Origin of the sequence: Rhizobium sp. M10 (assembly GCF_002531955.1) — a bacterium.
Taxonomy (GTDB): Bacteria; Pseudomonadota; Alphaproteobacteria; order Rhizobiales; family Rhizobiaceae; genus Rhizobium; species Rhizobium etli_C.
This window is the reverse complement of record NZ_NWTA01000015.1, coordinates 73,720-94,413: the sequence shown is the minus strand read 5'-3', so window position 1 is coordinate 94,413 and position 20,694 is coordinate 73,720. Positions and strand designations below refer to the sequence as shown.

General features: G+C 63.2%; 18 protein-coding genes. 7 read left to right on the top strand and 11 right to left on the bottom strand.

What is annotated here, in order from left to right; all coding sequences use genetic code 11:
- Positions 1–73 precede the first annotated feature (73 nt).
- Positions 74–1,324: a DUF763 domain-containing protein gene (locus CO671_RS22060; protein ID WP_097607722.1), complete on the top strand. Its 1,251-nt coding sequence runs from the start codon at positions 74–76 to the stop codon at positions 1,322–1,324.
- Between the two features lie 2 nt (positions 1,325–1,326).
- On the opposite strand, the gene CO671_RS22055 is transcribed toward CO671_RS22060, so the two are convergent.
- The 10 genes from CO671_RS22055 to CO671_RS22010 form a co-directional block, all read right to left on the bottom strand.
- Positions 1,327–2,244 carry a DMT family transporter gene (locus tag CO671_RS22055; RefSeq protein WP_097607721.1) on the bottom strand — a complete coding sequence of 306 codons (918 nt, stop codon included), beginning with the start codon at positions 2,242–2,244 and terminating at the stop codon, positions 1,327–1,329.
- Positions 2,245–2,445: 201 nt separating this feature from the next.
- The gene (locus tag CO671_RS22050; protein ID WP_097607720.1) at positions 2,446–3,189 is read right to left on the bottom strand and encodes an ABC transporter ATP-binding protein; all 744 of its coding nucleotides are present in this window, start codon (positions 3,187–3,189) and stop codon (positions 2,446–2,448) included.
- Positions 3,186–4,040, bottom strand: a complete 855-nt coding sequence (locus tag CO671_RS22045; protein WP_097607719.1) for an ABC transporter ATP-binding protein — start codon at positions 4,038–4,040, stop codon at positions 3,186–3,188. The genes CO671_RS22050 and CO671_RS22045 overlap by 4 nt, the downstream gene beginning before the upstream one ends.
- Complete coding sequence (locus CO671_RS22040) at positions 4,037–4,972, bottom strand: ABC transporter permease (protein ID WP_097607718.1); 936 nt, start codon at positions 4,970–4,972, stop codon at positions 4,037–4,039. The genes CO671_RS22045 and CO671_RS22040 overlap by 4 nt, the downstream gene beginning before the upstream one ends.
- A gap of 4 nt (positions 4,973–4,976) precedes the next feature.
- Positions 4,977–6,071, bottom strand: a complete 1,095-nt coding sequence (locus CO671_RS22035; RefSeq protein WP_097607717.1) for an ABC transporter permease — start codon at positions 6,069–6,071, stop codon at positions 4,977–4,979.
- Between the two features lie 5 nt (positions 6,072–6,076).
- A complete protein-coding gene (locus CO671_RS22030; protein WP_097607716.1) occupies positions 6,077–7,663 on the bottom strand; it encodes an ABC transporter substrate-binding protein in 1,587 nt (528 codons plus the stop codon).
- Between the two features lie 145 nt (positions 7,664–7,808).
- Positions 7,809–8,759 (bottom strand): dihydrodipicolinate synthase family protein, encoded by a 951-nt coding sequence (locus CO671_RS22025; protein WP_097607715.1) that lies wholly within the window; start codon positions 8,757–8,759, stop codon positions 7,809–7,811.
- Positions 8,760–8,781: 22 nt separating this feature from the next.
- The gene (locus tag CO671_RS22020) at positions 8,782–9,669 is read right to left on the bottom strand and encodes an SMP-30/gluconolactonase/LRE family protein (protein ID WP_097607714.1); all 888 of its coding nucleotides are present in this window, start codon (positions 9,667–9,669) and stop codon (positions 8,782–8,784) included.
- Positions 9,666–10,496: an NAD(P)-dependent oxidoreductase gene (locus CO671_RS22015; protein ID WP_097607713.1), complete on the bottom strand. Its 831-nt coding sequence runs from the start codon at positions 10,494–10,496 to the stop codon at positions 9,666–9,668. Before CO671_RS22015 ends, CO671_RS22020 begins: the two co-directional genes overlap by 4 nt.
- An 18-nt stretch (positions 10,497–10,514) precedes the next feature.
- Positions 10,515–11,228: a FadR/GntR family transcriptional regulator gene (locus tag CO671_RS22010; RefSeq protein ID WP_010033012.1), complete on the bottom strand. Its 714-nt coding sequence runs from the start codon at positions 11,226–11,228 to the stop codon at positions 10,515–10,517.
- A gap of 372 nt (positions 11,229–11,600) precedes the next feature.
- Here CO671_RS22010 and CO671_RS22005 point away from each other — a divergent pair, with 372 nt between their 5' ends.
- The 6 genes from CO671_RS22005 to CO671_RS21980 all read left to right on the top strand — a co-directional run bounded on the left by CO671_RS22005 (position 11,601) and on the right by CO671_RS21980 (position 19,924).
- The gene (locus tag CO671_RS22005; RefSeq protein ID WP_097607712.1) at positions 11,601–13,541 is read left to right on the top strand and encodes an ABC transporter substrate-binding protein; all 1,941 of its coding nucleotides are present in this window, start codon (positions 11,601–11,603) and stop codon (positions 13,539–13,541) included.
- 113 nt (positions 13,542–13,654) lie between these two features.
- A complete protein-coding gene (locus CO671_RS22000) occupies positions 13,655–14,641 on the top strand; it encodes an ABC transporter permease (protein ID WP_097607711.1) in 987 nt (328 codons plus the stop codon).
- Between the two features lie 9 nt (positions 14,642–14,650).
- Positions 14,651–15,772 (top strand): ABC transporter permease, encoded by a 1,122-nt coding sequence (locus CO671_RS21995; RefSeq protein WP_097607710.1) that lies wholly within the window; start codon positions 14,651–14,653, stop codon positions 15,770–15,772.
- 7 nt (positions 15,773–15,779) lie between these two features.
- Positions 15,780–17,516, top strand: coding sequence for an ABC transporter ATP-binding protein (locus tag CO671_RS21990; protein WP_097607709.1), 1,737 nt, complete (start codon positions 15,780–15,782; stop codon positions 17,514–17,516).
- Positions 17,513–18,724 (top strand): mandelate racemase/muconate lactonizing enzyme family protein, encoded by a 1,212-nt coding sequence (locus CO671_RS21985; protein WP_097607708.1) that lies wholly within the window; start codon positions 17,513–17,515, stop codon positions 18,722–18,724. The genes CO671_RS21990 and CO671_RS21985 overlap by 4 nt, the downstream gene beginning before the upstream one ends.
- Before the next feature lie 12 nt (positions 18,725–18,736).
- Entirely contained in the window at positions 18,737–19,924 is a 1,188-nt protein-coding gene (locus tag CO671_RS21980) for a galactarate dehydratase (RefSeq protein WP_097607806.1), read from the top strand.
- A gap of 161 nt (positions 19,925–20,085) precedes the next feature.
- Here CO671_RS21980 and CO671_RS21975 read toward each other — a convergent pair whose 3' ends face one another.
- Complete coding sequence (locus CO671_RS21975) at positions 20,086–20,658, bottom strand: NADPH-dependent FMN reductase (RefSeq protein ID WP_097607707.1); 573 nt, start codon at positions 20,656–20,658, stop codon at positions 20,086–20,088.
- Positions 20,659–20,694: the final 36 nt, after the last annotated feature.

Here is a 20,694-nt window from a genome sequence, read left to right as displayed (position 1 = left end):
GACTGAAAGCAAACGCCCGGGACTTTCCCGAGTTCCCGATCGCAGCCGGCGATGGAAAATGTAAGGAAAAGAAATGTCACAGCGAGCAGGCAGCGCCGATCTTCCCCTTCATGGGGGACGCGTGCCGCATTGGCTCGGCGACCGGATGACGCGGCTCGGCACGCTGATCACCGAGGCGATCGTTCATCATTACGGTCGCGATGAGTTTCTGCGCCGGCTCGCTCACCCTTTCTGGTTCCAGTCCTTCGGCTCGGTCATGGGCATGGACTGGCATTCCTCCGGCATCACGACCAGCGTTCTCGGCGCCTTGAAGCGCGGGCTGAAACCGCGCGCCGGTGAACTCGGACTGCATGTCTGCGGCGGACGCGGCCAGCACTCGCGCAAGACACCGCAGGAGCTCGTCTCGATCGGCGAGCGCGTCGGTCTGGACGGGGAGGGGCTGGCGACGACGAGCCGTCTCATCGCCAAGGTCGACAGCGCCGCCCTTCAGGACGGCTTCGATCTCTACCTCCACGGCTTCATCGTCGCCGACGACGGCCATTGGGTGGTCGTGCAGCAGGGCATGAACGGCGACAGGCGGCAGGCCCGCCGCTACCACTGGCTTTCCGAAGGGCTCGAAAGTTTCGTCGACTCGCCGCATGCGGCAATCGAGGGACGGAGCCAGGGCGAGATCGTCAATCTCGCAGACCGGCGCGCCGAGCGCTCGCGGCGAGGGCAGCTCGATCTGCTGGCCACTCTCGGTCCTGACAGGATCGTCCGCGAGGCGGCGGCGCTGCAACGCGCTGAGCAACCGGTGCCCGAGCCCGCCGAACAGCCGATGCTGCCGCACCTGATCATGCCCGCCCATCACGATGTGCGCGAGAGCGATGTCAATATGCGCCGCCTGCATGGAAATCTGGCCGCCGCCGCCGATCGCGGGCCGGCGGATTTTCAAGAGCTGCTGCTCGTCCCCGGCGTCGGCGCGCGCACGGTGAAGGCGCTGGCGATGGTGGCGGAGGTCGTGCACGGTGCGCCCTGCCGTTTCTCCGACCCGGCGCGCTTCTCGATCGCCCATGGCGGCAAGGACCGTCACCCGTTCCCGGTCCCGCTCAAAGTCTATGACGAGACGATCGGCGTGATGAAATCGGCAGTGCTGAAGGGCAGGCTTGGACGGGAGGAGGAGTTGCAGGCGCTGAAGCGCCTCGACGAACAGTCCCGACAGATGGAACGCTACGTGACCGGCCCCGACCTCAAGGAAATCATCGCCGGCGAATTCCGCCAATCCGCCGATTTCGGCGGCCGCAGCGTCTTCGGCTGGGAGGCGCCGCCGGCCCCGGACGATTGATTTCAGTGCCCGTCGGGCGGGACGGCTTCGGCCGGCACCGTCTCCTTCAGGTTCTTCCGATGGAAGATGAAGAGACCGGCAAAGACGATGATGGCGGCGCCGATGACGATCTGCATGTCGGGAATATCGTTGAAGAAGATGTAGCCGAGCACGATCGCCCAGAGCAGCAGCGTATATTGCATCGGTGCCAGCAGCGATGCCGGTGCAAGCTTCAGCGAGCGCGTGATGAGCAGATGCGCGCAGGTCGCGACAACGCCGAGCAGCAGCATGCCCGACCAGTCGACGAGTGTGGCCGGCTGCCAGTTGCCGATGCTCAAGCCGATGCCGGTGACGAGGGCGGCGACCGTCTGCCACGTCACCAGCGTCGTGTCGCTGGTGGAGCGCAGATATCGGCTCATGACAAGCGAGAGCGCAAAGGCGAAGCTGCCGGCAAGGCCGAAGAAGGATGGAAGCGACAGCATCGCCGTGGAGGGCCGAAGCGCAATGACGACGCCGGCGAAGCCGACCAGCACGGCAAGCCAGCGCCGCCAGCCGATCTTTTCCCCGAGAAAGAAATGCGAGAGCGCGGCGATATAGATCGGTCCGGCCATATAGAAGGTCATCACATCGGCGAGCGGCAGATAGGCGACGGCTGCGTAGAACAGGGCGACATCGCCGGTCGCCATGGCGACGCGCATGAACTGGAGGCCTTTCTGCTCGACGCGGAACAAGGCCATCGGCCCTTGCCGTGCGATCATCGGTCCGAGCACGATGAAAGCGCCGACCGAGCGGATCACCAGCACCTGGCCGACGGCAAAGCTTGTCATCAACCACTTGCCCATTGCATCGTTCAGCGCAAACAGCAGATCGCCGAGCAGCATCAGCACGACGCCCGTCATGATCAGGTTTCCTGTATTGGCGACGGCCGTCTTGGTCTTCATTCCCCGAATCCTCGCAAAAACGGCCGCGCATGCGCGGCCGGATGCGGCTTCGGCCTTAACAAGGCCGATGTCAAGTGTTCACTAGTGTACAGACGGCGGGCGGCCGGTGTGGAACGAGCGTACCAAGCTGAACCGCTGGCGGTCATCGTCGAGCGAAGCGGTCGTTGCTGGGACTGCAAGCCGTCTTTTGGCTGGAGGGGGCTAACCCCTGCCGTACATCCTGCTCGCCCGCAGCAGGCGCTGCGAATAGGGATGTTCGACCGCGCCTCTTCGCAAGGCCTCGATATCGACCTGTTCGACGATCTCGCCGGCTTCCATGATCGCGACTCGGCTGCACATGTGGGAGACGACGGCGAGATCGTGGCTGACGAGGAGATAGGTGAGGCCGCGCTCCTTGCGCAGGTCCTGCAGCAGATTGAGGATTTCGGCCTGGACGGAGACGTCGAGTGCTGATGTCGGCTCGTCGAGGAGCAGGACGTCGGGGTTCAGCATCAGGGCGCGGGCGATCGCCACGCGCTGCCGCTGCCCGCCCGAGAGCTGGTGCGGAAAGCGGTAGCTGAGCGCTGGATCGAGGCCGACCGAACGCAGCACGGCGTTCACGTCGACGGAATTTCGGTCCAAGTCCTGGTTGCGCAGCGGCTCCTGCAGCTGCGAGCGGATGGTCTTGCGCGGGTGGAGTGAGCCGTAGGGGTCCTGGAACACCATCTGCACCCGCCGATAGAACGGCCGGCTGCGCTGGCGCTCCAGCGCCTCGCCGTTGAGGACGATGCGGCCGTCATAGTTGGCGTTGAGGCCGGAAAGCGCCCGGAGAACGGTGGACTTGCCGCAGCCGGATTCGCCGACCAAGCCGAACGCCGTGCCGCTCTCGATGGCAAGGTTTACGTCTTTGACGACCGGCCGCTGGCCGTGTCCGAAGCGGATGGTGAGATTGTCGATCCGGATCATCGCGTCGCCTCCGCGAGGTCATTCAGCCAGGCGGGATCGCGCTTCAGGATCGGCAGCCGGGCGGGCGGATCCTCGATCGTCGGCAGCGATGCCAGCAGGCCTTGCGTATAGGGGTGTCTGGCCTTGTCGAGATCGCGTGCCTCCAGCACTTCCACGACGCGGCCGGCATACATGATGAGGACGCGGTCGCAGAAATTGCGGATGAGGTTGAGATCGTGGCTGATGAAGATCAGGCCGAGATTGCGGCGTGAAACGAGTTCGTCGAGCAGCCCCAGGATCTCGAGCCTTACGGTTACGTCAAGCGCCGAGGTCGGCTCGTCGGCGATCAGCACTTCCGGTTCGGCAATCAGCATCATGGCGGTCATCACGCGCTGACCCATCCCGCCGGATATCTCGTGCGGATAGAGGCGGGCGACGCGCTCGGGATCGCGGATCTGGACGGCTTCGAGCATGTCGAGCGCCTGGGCGTAGGTCTTTTTCGCGCTCTCCTTGGGATGATGGAAGCGGTAGGTCTCGGCGATCTGTTCGCCGATCCGCATAACGGGATTGAGCGAATATTTCGGGTCCTGCAGGATGAGGCCGATCCGCCGCCCGCGGATGGTCATCATCGTCCGCTCGCTCGCCTTGAGGAGATCCAGGTCGTGAAAGCGCATCCGCTCGGCGCTGATCATGGCGGTCGGCGGCAGCAGTTTCATGATCGCCCGGCCGACGGTGGATTTGCCCGATCCGGATTCGCCGACGATGCCGAGCTTTTCCTGGCCGAGCGTAAAGCTCACGCCGCGCACTGCGCGCATGTGGCCGTCGCCATAGGCGATTTCGAGGTTGCGGATATCGATCAGGGGCTCTGTCATTCCGAGCCTCTCGGGTCGAGCACGTCGCGTAGCGCATCGCCGACGAGATTGAAGGCGAGGCTGACGAGCGCGATGGCGATGCCGGGCGCGGCGATCACCCAGGGGCTGTCGAGCATGAATTCGCGGCCGCTGGCGGCCATCGAACCCCATTCCGGCCATGGCGGCTGTGCGCCGAGGCCGAGAAAGCCGAGACCCGCGGCCGTGATGATGATGCCGGCCATATTGAGCGTGACGCGCACGATCACCGAGGGAATGCACATGGGCAGGATGTGGCGGGTGATGATCGCGATTGATGTCGCGCCCTGCAGGCGCACGGCGGCGATATAATCCGCCTTGCGCAGGCTGAGCGTTTCGGCGCGCGCCAGTCGCGCGATCGGCGGCCAAGCCGTCAGCGAAATGGCGATGATCGCATTGGTGATGCCGGGGCCGAGAGCGGCGGCAAAGCCGAGCGCCAGCACCAGCCCGGGGAAGGAGAGGAAGATATCGGTGATGCGCATCAGGATCTCGTCGACGATGCCGCCGAAATAGCCGGAGAAAGTGCCGATCAGCAGGCCGAGGGGGGCGACGATGATCGTCACCAGCATGATGATGTAGAGCGTCGTGCGGGCGCCGTAGATCACCCTGGAAAAGACGTCGCGGCCGAAATTGTCCGTGCCGAGCCAATGTTCGGCGGAAGGCGGCGCAAGCCGCCCTGCCATGTCCTGAACGATCGGATCGTAGCTCGTCAGCAGGGGAGCCGCCGTCGCCACGACGATCAGCAGCACGATGATGACGAGGCCGGCAAGGCCGAGCGGGTGAAGGCTGAATTTCTGCCAACCCTGATGGATCTGCTGCGCCGACGACTGGAACCAGCCCTGAGGCTCGGGCGCGTGCAGCCAGTTGCGAAAGCCGCCGGCATGGGTGGTGTCTGCGTCTTCGGTGGAGATCGTCATGGCGTCACCGTGTTCTCGGATCAAGGATGCGATAGAGGACGTCGGACAGGATGTTGATCGTCAGGAAGACGGCGCCGATCGTCAGCACCGAGCCCATCACGACGTTCATGTCGTTCATCTGCAGCCCGCGGGTGAGGTATTGGCCAAGCCCCGGCCAGCCGAAAACCGTCTCGATCAGCACCGCGCCTTCAAGCAGGCCGCCGAAGGTCAGCGCCAGGATCGTCAGGAGCTGCACGCGGATATTGCGGAAGGCATGGCGCCAGACGACCTTGCGGGTGCCGAGCCCCTTTGCCCGGGCGGTGATGATGTATTCCTGGCTCAGCTGCTCCAGCATGAAGCTTCGCGACATGCGGCTGATATAGGCGACGGAGTAATAGCCGAGGATTGCCGCCGGCAGGATGATATGGCCGAGCGCATTGTGGAACACGTCCCATTGGCCCTCGATCGCCGCATCGATCAAGAGAAAACCGGTCATGGGCGTGACGAGGCCTTCATAGAAGACGTCGACCCGGCCCGACGCGCCGACGAGCTTCAGCTTGGCGTAGAAGATGAAGAGCGCCATCAGGCCGGTCCAGAAGATCGGGATGGAATGGCCGGCAAGGGCGACGATGCGGGCGATGTGGTCGATGATCGTCCCGCGCCGGACCGCAGCGGTGATGCCTAAGGGAATGCCGACGATCGCTCCGATGATCATCGCGATGATGGCAAGCTCGATGGTGGCAGGAAAGATCGTCATCAGATCGGTCAGGATCGGCTGGCCTGTCGTCGCCGACATGCCGAGATCGCCGGTGGCGATCTTCCCGACATAGGAGAGGAACTGCATCCAGATCGGCTGCCCGAGGCCGAGCTCATTGTAGACGCGGTCGTAGACCTCCTTGCTGACTTCCGCCCCGGTGATAGCAAGCACCGGGTCGGCAGGCAGCAGGCGACCCATCGAGAAGGTCAGGAAGAGCAGGCCGAGCAGCGTCGTCACGACGGCGACCACGCGTCCCGCCAGCCGCCGCAGCAGGCTCAGCAGAGGGTGCGGGGCCGCCTCGGCGAACCCGCTCCCTCCCGGCTGGCGGCCCTCCCGCTTCGATGTCAGATCGGCGCTCGCCACGCGCTCTACTCCTTGGTCACATCATGCCAGCGCGTCGACCATGTCGTGTGCCCGTGATAATTCTTCACGTTGGCGCGCATGACATAGGGGTCGGTTCGCTGGAAGAAGATGACGAGCGGCGAAGCCATGCCGGCATAGATGCCGTCCATCTTCTTGAAGATGTCGGTGCGCTTTTCTGTGTCGCGCTCCCGCATCGACTGGTCGATGAGCGTGTTGAGCTCGTCCACCTTCATGCCCGTGCGCCAGAGATAATAGCTGCCGAGGCGCGCCTCGTCGCTATTGTCGGGGTTGAAGGCATATTGCGTGGCGACAGCGAAGGGATCGGGCAGGCGGGCGCCGGAATTGCCGAGCAGCACCTCGAATTTGCGCTCGCGGAAGGCGGGCGTGAACTCGCCGGGCACGAGATCAAGGTCGAAACCGGCGGCCCGCGCACTTGCCTGCAGCGCCTCCGCGAAGGGCAAGGTCGGGGCCCCTGAAGGGTTGAGCACCTTCTTCAGGCCGTTGGGATATCCGGCCTCCGCCAGCAGCTGCTTGGCCTTGGCGGGATCGTAATCATAGCGCACGGCCGCCTCCTCGGGCGCGCCGATCATCCCGCGCGGGATCATCGACTGCCAGGGAAAGCCGGTATAACGCATGATATTGCCGGAGATCGCCTTCCAGTCGAAGGCATGCTGGAAGGCCTCGCGAACCTTCGGCTTCTGCAGATCGGGGTCCTTCTGGTTGAGGGCGATATAGTAGAAGCCGAGGCCCGGGACGTTCTCGATCACCACGTCCTTGTTGGTGGCGAGCGCATCGAGATCGCCGCTTGCCACATACTGGCCGACATCGACGTCGCCGGCTTCGAGCTGGAGCCGGAGGTTGCCGGACTCCGGGATGTGGCGGGCGACGACGCGCGCCATAGCCGGCTTGCCGCCCCAGTATTTCGGCTGCGCATTGAAGATCGCCACATCGTTCGGACGCCACTGCGCCAGGCTGAACGGACCGCTGCCGGCGGAATTCGCCGAAAGCCAGGCGCCGCCGAAATCGCCGTTCGCCTCATGCGACAGGACCGTCTTCTTGTCGACGATGCCGATCGACGAGCCGGCCAGCGAATAGAGCACGAGGTCGGTATTGACGGTCTGCGGCAGCTCGATCTCCAGCGTGTGCTCGTCCTTGGCGCGAACGAGCTTCTCGACGTTGTCTGAAGTAAAGCCCCAGAGTGCGACGTCGGTGGAGCCGACTTGGCCCATCTTGATGACGCGCTGGATCGACCAGGCCGCATCCTCCGCGGTGACCTTGTTGCCGCTCTGGAAGACCGCGTCGTCGCGCAAGGTCAGCGTGATGAGCTTGCCGTCGGCCGAGACCTCCCATTTCGTCGCAAGCATCGGCTTCAGCGTCTTGAGGTCGTCGGGCGAGAGCTGCACGAGGTTGTCGTAAAGATTCGAGATCAGCTCGGACACCGTGCGGGCGTTGTTCTGAGCCGGATCGAGTGTGCGGATGCCGGTGAGGTTGGTGCCGATGACCAGCATGTTGGGCGGCGACGCCGCCGAAGCGGGTTGCGCTGCCATCAGGGCACCGGTGATTGCGATCGTCGTCAGTACTTGTCTCAGCATTTCAAGACCTCCCAATCCTGTCGCTTGTCAAAATCGTGTCGAACTCAAAGCATGGTGCCGAAAAGCGTGAGCGCGTGGTCCGGCGCCATGCCTAACTCTTTAATCTGGAACGGCATTTAGACCGATCGGCCTAAATCGCCTTATTCTAGCCGGCCGCCTTCGCGTCCTGCCGGCCCGGGTCGGATCGAATGTCGCCGTCGGCCTCCCAGCCTTCCAGCAATCGATGAAGCTCCTCGCGGTCATGTTGGTCGAGCCGCGGCAGCCCCGGCACGCGCACCGGCCCGACGTCGAGGCCGGCATAGGTGACGGCCTCCTTCACAACGGTCACGTTCGCACCGTTGCGGAATTTGGTCCGCATCCGCTCGAAGGGTTCGAGCTTGTTGACGATCGCCCTTGCACGGCCGAAATCGCCTTTTTCAAGCGCATCATGGACCGCAAGCGAGAGCTTCGGTGCGACATTGACGAGGCCGGAAGTGAAGCCGCGCGCGCCAGCGGCGGTGAAGGTCGGCGCCCAGCTCTCCGCCAGGCCGCAGACGAAGAGCGCACCGTTCGGATCGGCTGCCGGGATCGCGCGCGACAGCAGCATCAGGTCGGTTGTGGCAAATTTGATGCCGGCAATGTTGCCGTGGTTTGCGAGGCGGACGATATCGGCGACCGCAAAGCCGTCGGCCCTGACATAGGCAATAAGCGGCAGGGTGCAGGCATCGGCGAGATTGCAGAAATAATCGATCTGAGCCGAAGGTGCGGCGAAGGGATCGACGGGCTGGTGCGACATGACAGCGGAGGCGCCGATCGCCGCCGCATCCCTCGCCATGCCGATCGCCTCGCGCAGCGACCGGCCGATCGCCGCCGTCACCGGCGCCCTGCCGTCGACGCCCGATACCGCCGCCTCGTGGACGATCCGGATCTCTTGCGGCGTCAGCGCATAGAATTCCCCGGTATTGCCGGCGGCGACGATGTTGTGAATGCCGGCCGCCGCCACCCGCCCATAGACCTGCGCGGTGATACGCGGTTCGACGTCGCCTTTTCCGTCATAGGCCGTGACGGGAACGCCCGACACGCCTGTCAGCGCCTTGCGCATGATTGCGATGCTCATTCTTCTCCCCGTTCGCTTTCCATCAAAATGAGTGATTGCCGAAGCGGAAGGGCGCCAAGCCCTCCGCATCCACGTCGAAGGCGATGACCGTGCCGGCCTCGAAATGTCCGGTACGGTCCGTCGACAGGCTGGTGACGAAGAGCGTCCTGAAATCGGGCCCTCCGAAACATGGCATGGTCGGCGCCGCCACCGGCAGATGATAGATTTCGACGATCTCGCCGTCGCTCGATATCCGGTTGAGCCGGCCGGCAGAGACGCCGGCGCTCCAGTAAAACCCATCGCGATCTGTGGCCGCGCCGTCCGGCCGCCCCTCTTCCTCGGTGAAGCTGCGAAGCCGGCGTGCTTCGCCGAGCTCGCCCGTCGCCGGATCGAAGTCGAAGGACTGCAGGAAGCATTGCCGGCTGTCGGAGTGGTACATCCGCCGGCCGTCCGGCGACCAGGCGAGGCCGTTGGAACTCGTTAGACCAGTCGAGACGGCGCGCGCGCTGCCGTCGGCTCCCACGCGAAAAAGTGCGGCGTCATTCACCTGCGGCTTGGCTTCGCTGATCGAGCCGACCCAGAAGTGTCCGTCGGGTCCGACCTTGCCGTCGTTGAGGCGGCCGTTGACGTGGCGCCCGGTCGGATCGCAAAGAAACTCGATATCGCCGGAGACGGGATCGAAAAGATGGACGCCGGTCTGAAGACCGACGACGATCCTGTTGTCACGGCAAAGCCCGAGGCAGCCGACCGCAGCCGGCATTGCGAAGCGGTCGACCGTGCCTTCCGGGGAAAGCCGCAGGACTGCCGGCGCCAGGATGTCGACAAGCCAGAGAGCACCGGTCTCTTCGTCCCATACGGGCGATTCACCGACCGTCAGCGGCTGCTGCAGCACCGAACGGATCTTCGGTTCAATGATGCGCGGCGCCGTCACGAGACCGTCTCCGGGTTTTTGGCGAGACCCTCGCCATCGCGCATGCGAATGGTGCCGTCGTGATTGAATTCGCAAAAACCGCCGCCCTGGAATGCGCGGGCGACGGCTCCCTCCGCGCCATCCTCGATATGGGCGTGATCGCGTGGCCGGTCCTGCGGCTGATAGCCGAGTCTCGCCGCCAGACCGTTCTCCCACCATTTCTCGTCCGTATCGGAGACGCCGTAGACGACCGTTGCGGCGATCGCAGGATGGCTGAACCCGATCCACACAAGTTGCGCCAGATCCCGCGCGCTGATCCAGATCGCGATCGATCGCTCGCTGTTCGGATAGGTGCCGGCATTGCCGATGCGGATAGATAGAGAACGGATGCCCGAAGTGTCATAATAGAGCCCCGCCACCAGCTCGCCCCAGCATTTGGAAAGCCCGTAGGGGCTGTCCGGCCGCATGGGATCGAGTGGCGAGATGATCTGGCCGCGCGGATAAAAACCGGTCGCATGGTTGCTGGAGGCGTAGACCACCCGCTCGACCTTGTTGATCCGGGCGGCCTCGTAAAGATTGTAGGTGCCGAGGACATTCGCCTGCAAGATCGCGTTCATGTCGACACCGCCTGCAAGACCGGCGAGATGAACGATGCCCTCGATGCCAGCCAGAGCCGCCGTCGCCTCATCGAGCTTTGACAGATCGGCGCCGACAAAGCTTTCGTTCTCGGCCAAATCCGCAGGTTCATGAATGTCGATCAAGCGAAGATGCTCGACATGCTGCCGAAGAAACGGGCGCAGCAGCGTCCCGACGCGTCCGGCAGCACCCGTCATGGCGATCCGTCTCATCGTTCCTCCCATTGTCGCTCAAACCCCCTGAAACATGCGGGCGCGCGCATTCAGTATGTGTTTCTTCATCGCGTCATGCGCTTCGGCCTCCCGCCGCGCGAAGATCGCCTCCACGATCACGGCATGCTCGTCCTGGACGCTGCGGATCTGCTCCGGCGTCCGTTTCAGGCTCAGGCTTCGCGTCACGGAATGGCCTATGGCGAAATGCGGCTTGAACCATTCGCGAACGGTGATGTGAAACTGGTTGCCTGTCGCCGCCGCAATTGCGTCGTGGAGGGCCTGGTCCTCCTCGGCGCCGAGCTCGCCGTTGCGCAGGCATTGCTCGAGCGAGAGAAGTGCGGCCGTTATCCGCTCCTTGTCGGCCGGCTGCCAGTTGCGTGCCGCAAGCTCGGCCGCCTCGGCTTCGAGGCCGGCGCGGAATTCGAAGAACCGCTGGACGTCGGCGAGCGAACCGACCGGAACCATTGTCAGCATCGATGAATCCGGCCGCTGCCGAACGTAAGAGCCCGAACCCTTGCGCGAGACGACGAGACCGTCGGTTCTGAGCCGCTCCAGCGCTTCGCGCACGACGGGTCTCGACGCGCCGAAATCGCCGGCGAGCTTCGTCTCCGAAGGCAGCCGCTCGTTTATGGGAAATGTGCCGTCCGCGATCATCCCTACGATCTTCTCGTAGATGATGTCGCTGAAGCGCGTTGCGCCTCTGCTGGAAACGGCATCGACAGCGACGGTCATTATCGTCCTTTTCTCCTCCGCTAAGCGGCAGTCAGTTGTTGCTCTTTCGAGCCGGCAGGCTGGCTCCGAATATGTCTCTCGCCCATGCGCCGAAATGGCGCCACGCTGTTCCCGGCCGCAAGGTGGCAGGCGTACAGCATATGACAGATCGGCGGCCTTTTCATTCCATAATCCGCCTCGGAAGGCGCCGGAGCGTGGCGTTTGATACTGCATCGCTATCGAATCTGTAATTATCTGTCAACTCTTGTAATCATCTGGGAACGTGGCTATGGTTTCGTCCGTAGCGCCGAGGAGGGCGTGAGGCGGCAGGTTGGGAGACCGCCGCACAAGCCGGTACAAGAGCTGCGCCGGTCTAAAACAGGGAGGAACTCGATGCCCAATGAAATTCTGTCGCGCGGTGTCACCCGCCGCGCCGTGCTTGGCGGTATGGCCGGCGTCGCAGCGCTGTCTGTCACCGGTCGCGCTTTCGCTGCTCCGGGAGGTGAAGCGCCGGCATTGGCGCAGCTCGTCAAGGACGGAAAACTGCCGCCGCTAGCCGAGCGCCTGCCGAAAAAGCCGATGGTGGTGACGCCGTTCGAAAAGGTCGGCACCTATGGCGGTTCGCTGCGGCGCGGCCTGCGCGGTTCATCGGACCATAACGGCATCCTGCGCATGGTCGGCAACCAGAGCCTCGTGCGCTGGAACCTGGAATTCACCGCCGTCCAGCCGAACCTGGCAGAACGCTGGGAGGTCAGCGACGACGCGACGCAATTCACCTTCCATCTCATCGAAGGTGTGCGCTGGTCCGACGGTCATCCCTTCACCGCCGACGATATCGTTTTCGCGATCGAAGACTGCGTCAAGAATACCGAGCTCTATAGCGCTACGCCGGCGCAGCTTGCCGTCGCCGGCAAGCCGGTCACCGTCGAGAAGATCGACGATTACACGGTGAAGTTCACCTTTGCGGCGGCCAACGCGCTTTATCTGGAAAATCTCGCCACGCCGCTCGGCCAGCACCCGACGCTCTTTCCGAAGCATTACTGCAGCCAGTTCCTGCCGAAATATAATCCCAACATCGAGGCCGATGTGAAGAAGGCGGGTGTCACCAGCTGGACGGAACTGTTTCGCAGCCGCTGCGGCGACATCGAAATTCCGACGCGCTGGGGCAACGTCGACAAACCGACGCTCGATCCCTGGGTCGTCAAGGAGCCCTATGTTGGCGGCGCGACCCGCGTCGTCATGGCCCGCAACCCCTATTTCTGGCAGGTCGATACATCAAGCAACCAGCTTCCCTATATCGACGAGGTCAACTTCAGCATCTCGCAGGACGTCGAATCGCTGATGCTGAACGTCATCTCCGGCAAGATCGACATCCAGGAGCGCCACATCAGCGTGCTGGCCAACAAGCCGACCCTGTCGCAGAACATGCAGAAGGGCGATTATCGCCTGCTGACGCTCGTGCCGTCAGCCGCGCAACAGTGCCAGATCTATTTCAACATGACCCACAAAGATCCTGCCATGCGCAAGATGTTTGCGGACAAGTCGTTCCGGCAGGCGCTTTCGATCGGCATCAATCGTCCCGAGATCATCGACATCGTCTATTTCGGACAGAGCGAGCCCTACCAGGCCGGGCCGCGTCCGACCCATCCCTGGTACAACGAGAAGTACGCGCGCCAGTTCACCGAATATGACGCCGACAAGGCAGGTGCGATGCTCGACCAAGCCGGCTACAAAAAGGGCGGCGACGGCTTCCGCCTTCGGCCGGACGGCCAGAAAGTGTTCTTCTCGATCGACGTCATTCCGACCCTCAATCCCGACCTCGTCGACGCGCTCGAACTGGTCAAGGGGCATTGGGCGCAGATCGGCGTCGACATGAAGGTCAACACCATCGAGCGGGCGCTCTATTATACCCGCGGCGACGACAATGCCCATGACGCTCAGGTATGGCCGGGGCCGGGCGGTCTCGATCCGATGCTCGACCCGCGCGACTTTTTCGCCTTCCATCCGCAGGGCTCGCGTTATGCCATTCCTTGGACGCTCTGGTACACGTCCAACGGCGCGCGCGGCGAGGAGCCGCCGGAAAGCCAGAAGAAGCGCATGAAGCTTTTCGACGAGGCGCGTTCGACGGCCGATCTCGACAAGCGCGGCGCGATCATGAAGCAGATCTTCGACATCGCGGCGGAGGAATTCGAGACTGTGGGCCTTTGCCTTGCAGTCGGCGGCTTCGGCATCATCCGCAACAATCTGCGCAATGTTCCCGAGAAGGAGCCGGACAGCTGGTCCTGGCCCAATCCGGGGCCGGCGATGCCGCAGCAGTTCACCTTCACGAGCTGATTTTGATCGAGCGCCGTACCGACGGTACGGCGCTTTTTTCGGTTCGCCTTCCCCCTTGCCGGCCGTGATGGCCGGCGAGGCCCGGCTGGCAACGTTAATGCAAGAGGCGCCTTATGCTGGTCTTCATCGCCAAACGCTTGCTATGGATGATCCCATCGCTCTTCGCCGTCAGCTTCCTTGCTTTCGTGCTGATCCAGCTGCCGCCGGGCGATTATGTCACCACCTATATCGCGACGCTGGCAGCCTCCAATGAGATTGTCGACCAGAACACGGCGGCGCAATTGCGCGAGCGCTTCGGCCTCGACGATCCGATGCTCGTCCAATATTTCAAATGGATGTGGGGCATTCTCTCACGCGGCGATTTCGGCATTTCCTTCGAGTGGCAGCAGCCGGTCTCCGACCTGATCTGGGAGCGCATGGCGCTGACCCTCGTCCTGGCGCTGTCGACATTGATCGCCACCTGGGCGATCGCGTTGCCGATCGGCGTCTTTTCCGCCGTGCGCAAATATTCGATCGGCGACTACTTCTTCACCGCCTTCACCTTCTTCGGCCTCGCCATTCCATCCTTCCTGCTGGCGCTGGTGCTGATGTATGTCGCGGCGGTCGAATTCGGCCAGGATGTCGGCGGGTTGTTTTCGCCGCAATACGAGAACGCGCCCTGGAGTTTCGCCAAGATGGTCGATCTCTTCTCGCATCTCTGGCTTCCCGTCATCATCCTTGCCGTCTCCTCGACGGCGAGCCTCATCCGCGTCATGCGCGCCAACATGCTCGACGAACTGCCGAAGCCCTACGTGACGACGGCACGGGCAAAGGGGCTCTCGGAGTTCCGTCTGCTGATGAAGTATCCTTTGATGATCGCGCTCAATCCGTTCATCTCGACGATCGCCTGGCTGCTGCCCAATCTCATTTCCGGCTCGGTCGTTGTCGCCATCGTTCTCAACCTGCCGACGGCAGCACCACTGCTGCTGCAGGCGCTGATGGCTCAGGACATGTATCTGGCCGGCGCCTTCGTTCTGCTGATCTGCGCCCTGACGCTGATAGGCTCCCTGATCAGCGACATCCTGCTTGCGCTGGTCGATCCCCGCATCCGGTTGGAATAGGAGCCTGATATGGCCGACATCACCGTGACAAACATTCAGCCGGACCGCGCCGCCGTCGCATCGCAGTGGCAGCTCATCTGGTGGGCTTTCCGCCGGCATCGGCTGGCCATGGTGGCGCTCGTCGTCACCGTGCTGATGTATATCGTTGCCCTGGTTCCGGGTTTCTTTGCCATCAACGATCCGTACCTGCAGAATGCCCGGGCGACCTTTCACCCGCCGCAGAAATTGCATCTGATCGATACCGAGAACGGGTTCTCCTTCGGCCCGCACTATTATCCGATGAAGCTGACCCGCGATCCGGAAACCCTGGCGGCGATCTTCAAGGAAGACACGACGAAGCGTGTCGACGTCCAATTTTTCGGGCGCGGCTACGAATATTCGGTATTTGGCCTGTTCAATACCAACATCCATCTGATCGCTTCGCCCGACAAGACCACGCCGCTGCTTCTCTTCGGTGCCGACCGGCTTGGGCGCGATGTCTTCAGCCGAACGGTGCAAGGTTCGCAGGTTTCGCTGTCGATCGGTCTTGTCGGCGTCTTCCTGTCGTTGATGCTCGGCATCGTGATCGGCGGCATCTCGGGATATTACGGCGGCCGCATCGATTTCTTCATGCAGCGCGTGATCGATTTCGTGCTGTCGCTGCCGACGATCCCGATCTGGCTCGCCATGGCTGCGGCCCTGCCGCAGGACTGGCCGGCGACGCTGCAATATATGATGATCACGATCATCCTGTCGCTGACCGGCTGGGCGCAGCTCGCCCGCGTGGTTCGCGGCCGCTTCCTGTCCCTGCGCACCGAGGAGTTCGTCGCCGCCGCCAGGCTGGACGGCGTGCGCGAAAGACGCATCATCTTTCGCCACATGCTGCCGAGTTTTGCGAGCCACATCATCGCATCGATCACCCTTGCGGTGCCGGCGATGATCCTTGCCGAAACCTCTCTCTCCTTCCTGGGGCTCGGGCTGCAGCCGCCGACCATCTCCTGGGGCGTGCTGCTGCGCGAGGCCCAGAACATTCGCTCGATCGCCACCGCACCCTGGCTGTTCATGCCGGGCTGCGCCGTCGTGGTCGCCGTAATGGCGCTCAACCTTCTCGGCGATGGCCTGCGCGATGCGGCCGATCCCTACAACAAATGAGGCCGGCATGACCGATATCGTATCCCTTGCCGGCAAGCCGCTGCTCCAGGTGAAAAACCTGACGGTCGAGTTCCCGTTGCGCACCGGCGTCTTTCGCGCCGTCAACGATCTGTCTTTCGCGATCGAACCGGGCAAGACGCTCTGTGTCGTCGGCGAAAGCGGATCCGGCAAGTCGGTGACGGCCCGTTCGATCCTGCAGATCGTCGATGCGCCCGGTCGCATTGCTGCCGGATCGATCGTCCTGAACGATCCGCACGGCGGCTCGACCGATCTGACCAGCCTCAATCCGCGCGGACGCCAGATCCGGGCGATCCGCGGCCGCGACATCGCCATGATCTTCCAGGAGCCGATGTCGTCATTGTCGCCGATCCACACGGTCGGCAACCAGATCGTCGAGGCGCTTCGTCTGCACACAAGGATGAGCAAGGCGGAGGCGCGGGCGGAGGCCATATCGCTGCTGAAGCAGGTCGAGATTCCCTTCCCGGAAAAAGCGCTGGATCGCTATGCCTTCCAATATTCCGGCGGCATGCGCCAGCGTGCGATGATTGCCATGGCGCTTGCCTGCAAACCGCAGCTGCTGATCGCCGACGAACCGACCACGGCCCTCGACGTGACGACGCAGGCCGAAATTCTCGACCTGATCGCCCGGCTGCAGAAGGCGAACGGCATGGCCGTTCTCTTCATCACGCATGACATGGGCGTCGTGGCGCAGATCGCCGACGACGTGCTCGTGATGCACAACGGCGTGGCGAAGGAATATGGACCGGTCGAGCAGATCTTTCATACGCCGAAAGACGACTATACCCGCATGCTGATCGGTTCGGTGCTGAAGCTGGAGCAGAAGGCGGAAATCCGGCTGGCGCGCGCACCGCTCGACAGGACCGCGGCGCCGATCCTCGAACTGCGCAATCTGTCGATGAATTTCGGCGAATTGAAAGCGCTGGACGATGTTTCCATTTCGCTGCTGCCGGGCGAGACGCTCGGCATTGTCGGCGAAAGCGGGTCCGGCAAGACGACGATGGGCCGTTCGATCATGCGGCTGCTCGATCCGACTGCCGGCGAGATCCTCTACCGCCGCGCCGGCGGCGAGGTCATCGATCTGGCAACGGCAAAGGGCCAGACGCTCGCCGCCGCACGGCGCGAATTGCGCATGGTGTTTCAGGATCCGTTCGGCTCCCTCAACCCGCGCATGACCGTTTCCCAGATCATCGGCGAGCCGTTGCTGGTCAACGGCGTTGCAAAGGGGCGGGCGCTGGACGAGCGCGTCTGCCATCTCATGGAGCAAGTCGGCCTCGATCCGAGGGCGCGCGAACGCTATCCGCATGCATTCTCCGGCGGCCAGCGCCAGCGCATCGGCATTGCCCGCGCCATCACGCTCAATCCGCGTGTCATCGTTGCCGATGAGGCGACCTCGGCGCTCGATGTCTCCGTGCGCTCGCAGGTTCTCGATCTGCTGATGCGCCTGCAGGACGAACTCGGCCTGGCCTATATCTTCATCAGCCATGACATCGGCGTCATCCGCTACATGTGCGACCGGGTCGGCGTCATGTACAAAGGCCAGCTCGTCGAAATCGGCGATGCGGAGAAGGTCTGCCGCACACCCGAGCACGCCTACACCCAGGCGCTGATATCGGCGATCCCGCGCCCCGATCCGCGTGACCGCGATCGTTCCGGGCGTTTCCGCTATGTCGCGCCGGATAATCTGAAGCCCGACAGTCTGAAGAATGGAAGTTCTCAGAGATGAAAATCACCGGAATCCGCACGTTTCTCATGCATGTCGGCCAGCCCGATCCCGCCAACTGGGCGTCCGACCAGCCTTCCGGCGATCGCACCCCCAAGCAATTCGGCGGCACCAGAAACTGGCTCTTTCTGAAAATCGATACCGATGAGGGCATCACCGGCATCGGCGAATGCTCGGGCTGGCCGCGCGTCGTCGAAACGGCGGTCCATGACCTTGCATCGCTGCTCATCGGCGAGGATCCGGCGCATATCGAACGGCTGTGGCAGAAGATGCATACCGCGATGATGGGCCATGGCATGCTCGGAACGGTCGGCGGCGGTGCGATGACCGGCATCGACATGGCGCTCTGGGACATCAAGGGCAAGGCGCTCGGTGTGCCGGTCTGGATGTTGCTCGGCGGCAAGGTGCGGGATCGGATCCCGATCTATTCCCATGCCAATACGCCCGAGCGCGCGCTTGCACTCAAGGAGCGCGGCATCAAGGCGATCAAGTGCGGCGGCGTCGCCGATCCCGTACGCAAGGTCGCGGCGCTGCGCGATGCCGTCGGCAACGATATGGACATTGCCATCGATCTGCATGGACCGCCTTGGCTGACGCCCGCCGATGCCTGCCGGCTGGTGCGGGCGCTCGAACCCTATGAACTGATGTGGGTGGAAGATCCGATCGCGCCGGAGAATTTCGACGGCTACCGGCGCATCCGCGACGCCGCTTATGTGCCGCTTGCGGCCGGCGAACGCTCGGCGACCATTTTCGGCGAGCGTGAGCTGATCGAAAGAGAGCTGGTCGACGTGATCCAGCCGGATACCGGCCGGGCCGGCGGCATCACGCAGATGAAGAAGATCGCGGCCATGGCCGAGGCCCACCATATCCAGATGGCGCCGCATTCGGGCTCGCTCGGACCGGTGGCCGAATATGCCGCCTTGCACCTGCTTGCGGCGATCCCGAACGCGCTGATCCTCGAGCGGCTCGACGATGACTGGGACGGTCGCCGTCAGACCATCGTGCCGCATCCCGAGCAGGTCGACGGACTGATCGCGGTTCCCGATGGTCCGGGGCTGGGCTGCGATATCGACGAGGAATTCGTCGCCCGCTTCCCCAGCGCCGGCAATGTCTCGGTGCCGCAAGCCGCCGGCGCCTACAATCCCGGAACCGACAACGAGCATGTCTACGTGCAGACGCGCGTGGCGCGCCGCAGCTATTTCAATCGCTAGAAGGACAGAATGATGAAGATCGACCGCATGCGGGTGTTCATGACCCGCGACAAGGACCGTCCGCGCGTGATCGTCGCGCTCGATACCGATGACGGGCTGACAGGCTGGGGCGAATGCTACAATCACGGCCCCGACAAGGCGCTGCCGCCGCTGCTCGATTATCTCTACGGCTTTCTCTCCGGCCAGGACCCGACACGCGTCGAATATCTGGTCAATCTGCTGATTCAGCAAAGCCGCTTCCCGCCGGGCGCGCTCGGCCTAGCGGCAATCTCCGCCCTCGATCACTGCCTGTGGGATCTGGCGGCCAAGGCCGCGAACGTGCCGGTTTACAAGCTGCTCGGCGGCGAGGTGCGCGACCGGATCAAGGTCTATGCCGGGGTCTACACCGCGCCCGATGCGCCGGCCGCCCGTGAGGAATTCGACCGCCTGAAGGAGGAATGGGGTTTCACCGCCTTCAAGCTCAGCCCCTGGCGGATCGACATGCACTCCAATCGCTGGGGCAATGTCGTGAAGGCCTCGGCGGATTATTTCCGCTCGCTGCGGGAAACGGTCAACGACGAATACGAGATCGCCTTCGACGCGCATGCGAAGATCTTCGAGCCGATCGCCGCAAGGCAGCTCGGCAATGCGCTGGCGCCTTACGATCCGCTGTTTTTCGAGGAGCCGCTGCGTCCCGAGAATATCGAGGCCTGGGGCGACCTGAAACAGGGCCTCAACTGCACGCTTGCGACCGGCGAGTCGCTCTACAACAGGAACGAATTCCTGCGTCTGCTGCAGGTCAAGGGCGCCGATCTCATCCAGCCGGATATCTGCGTCGTCGGCGGCATCAGCGAGATGCGCCGCATCGCCACACTTGCCGAAGCCTATTTCGTCGGTGTCGCGCCCCACAATCCGATGGGGCCGCTGGCGACGGCGGTCAATGTGCATTTTTCGGCCGCGGCGCAGAATTTCCGCATCCTCGAATACCGGCTGCCGAAGGGCCAGGCCTATGTCTATGGCGGCCTCGATGTCGAGAAGCGCCAGGGAGAGACCCGCTACGTCGTCGATCCTTATCTGCCGAAGGACGGCTATCTCGAACTGCGTCCCGACCGGCCCGGCTGGGGCGTGGAAATGGACGAGAAAGCGATGGAAGAGGAAGGCTACATCCACTGGCAGCGGCGGGTGCCGAAGCGGCCGGACGGCTCCTACGCCTTCGCTTAAAAAAGCTTGAAAACCGAAAACTGGCCGCTGCGGCATGGAGCGGCCAGTTTCTTTTATGCTCTATAGCGCGTCGCATCAAATTTGATGCGACGCGCTTTAACCCTTTGTTTTTATGCATGTCGTTGTCCCGGAACCCCCTGTACACTTCCGGGCACCATGCATTAAGCATCTTTCGGCAGCACCGAGCGAACCCTTGCGATGAAGACGTGGAAGTCCTGCATGAACTTGCGCAGGAAGTCGGCAGTGGCCTCGTTCGTGACCTCGCCGTCATCGGTGATCAGCCCCGGTGTGAACTGGATGTAGGCTTCCGGGGCGTTCATCTGGGGCGAGTTGCAGAAACTGAGCACGCTGCGCAAATTCTGCTGGGCGATTGCGGTGCCGATCGCGCCCGGCGAGGTGCCGATGACCGCTGACGGCTTGCGTGTGAACGAGTTGGTGCCGTAGGGGCGGCTTGCCCAGTCGATGGCGTTTTTCAACCCGCCGGGTATGGATCGATTATATTCGGGCGTGACGAACAACACGGCGTCGACCGCCGCGATTGCCGCCTTGAATGCCTTGCCGGCCGGAGGGTAGTCGGCGTCATAGTCGTAACTGTAGAGCGGCAGATCCTTGAAGGATATCTCCGACATTTCAAGTTCCGGCGGGGCGAGCCGCACCAGCGCCTTGGCGAGCTTGCGATTGATCGAGCCCTTGGCGAGGCTGCCGATGAGATAACCGACTTTATGCGTGGTCATGGCGTTCTCCAATATCGCGGATGATCAGGACCTATC

Bases quoted from the DNA above. Each gene is read 5' to 3' on its own strand.
- CO671_RS22060 (WP_097607722.1), top strand. From the start codon at position 74: ATGTCACAGCGAGCAGGCAGCGCCGATCTTCCCCTTCATGGGGGACGC.
- CO671_RS22055 (WP_097607721.1), bottom strand. From the start codon at position 2,244: ATGAAGACCAAGACGGCCGTCGCCAATACAGGAAACCTGATCATGACG.
- CO671_RS22050 (WP_097607720.1), bottom strand. From the start codon at position 3,189: ATGATCCGGATCGACAATCTCACCATCCGCTTCGGACACGGCCAGCGG.
- CO671_RS22045 (WP_097607719.1), bottom strand. From the start codon at position 4,040: ATGACAGAGCCCCTGATCGATATCCGCAACCTCGAAATCGCCTATGGC.
- CO671_RS22040 (WP_097607718.1), bottom strand. From the start codon at position 4,972: ATGACGATCTCCACCGAAGACGCAGACACCACCCATGCCGGCGGCTTT.
- CO671_RS22030 (WP_097607716.1), bottom strand. From the start codon at position 7,663: ATGCTGAGACAAGTACTGACGACGATCGCAATCACCGGTGCCCTGATG.
- CO671_RS22025 (WP_097607715.1), bottom strand. From the start codon at position 8,759: ATGAGCATCGCAATCATGCGCAAGGCGCTGACAGGCGTGTCGGGCGTT.
- CO671_RS22015 (WP_097607713.1), bottom strand. From the start codon at position 10,496: ATGAGACGGATCGCCATGACGGGTGCTGCCGGACGCGTCGGGACGCTG.
- CO671_RS22010 (WP_010033012.1), bottom strand. From the start codon at position 11,228: ATGACCGTCGCTGTCGATGCCGTTTCCAGCAGAGGCGCAACGCGCTTC.
- CO671_RS22005 (WP_097607712.1), top strand. From the start codon at position 11,601: ATGCCCAATGAAATTCTGTCGCGCGGTGTCACCCGCCGCGCCGTGCTT.
- CO671_RS22000 (WP_097607711.1), top strand. From the start codon at position 13,655: ATGCTGGTCTTCATCGCCAAACGCTTGCTATGGATGATCCCATCGCTC.
- CO671_RS21995 (WP_097607710.1), top strand. From the start codon at position 14,651: ATGGCCGACATCACCGTGACAAACATTCAGCCGGACCGCGCCGCCGTC.
- CO671_RS21990 (WP_097607709.1), top strand. From the start codon at position 15,780: ATGACCGATATCGTATCCCTTGCCGGCAAGCCGCTGCTCCAGGTGAAA.
- CO671_RS21985 (WP_097607708.1), top strand. From the start codon at position 17,513: ATGAAAATCACCGGAATCCGCACGTTTCTCATGCATGTCGGCCAGCCC.
- CO671_RS21980 (WP_097607806.1), top strand. From the start codon at position 18,737: ATGAAGATCGACCGCATGCGGGTGTTCATGACCCGCGACAAGGACCGT.
- CO671_RS21975 (WP_097607707.1), bottom strand. From the start codon at position 20,658: ATGACCACGCATAAAGTCGGTTATCTCATCGGCAGCCTCGCCAAGGGC.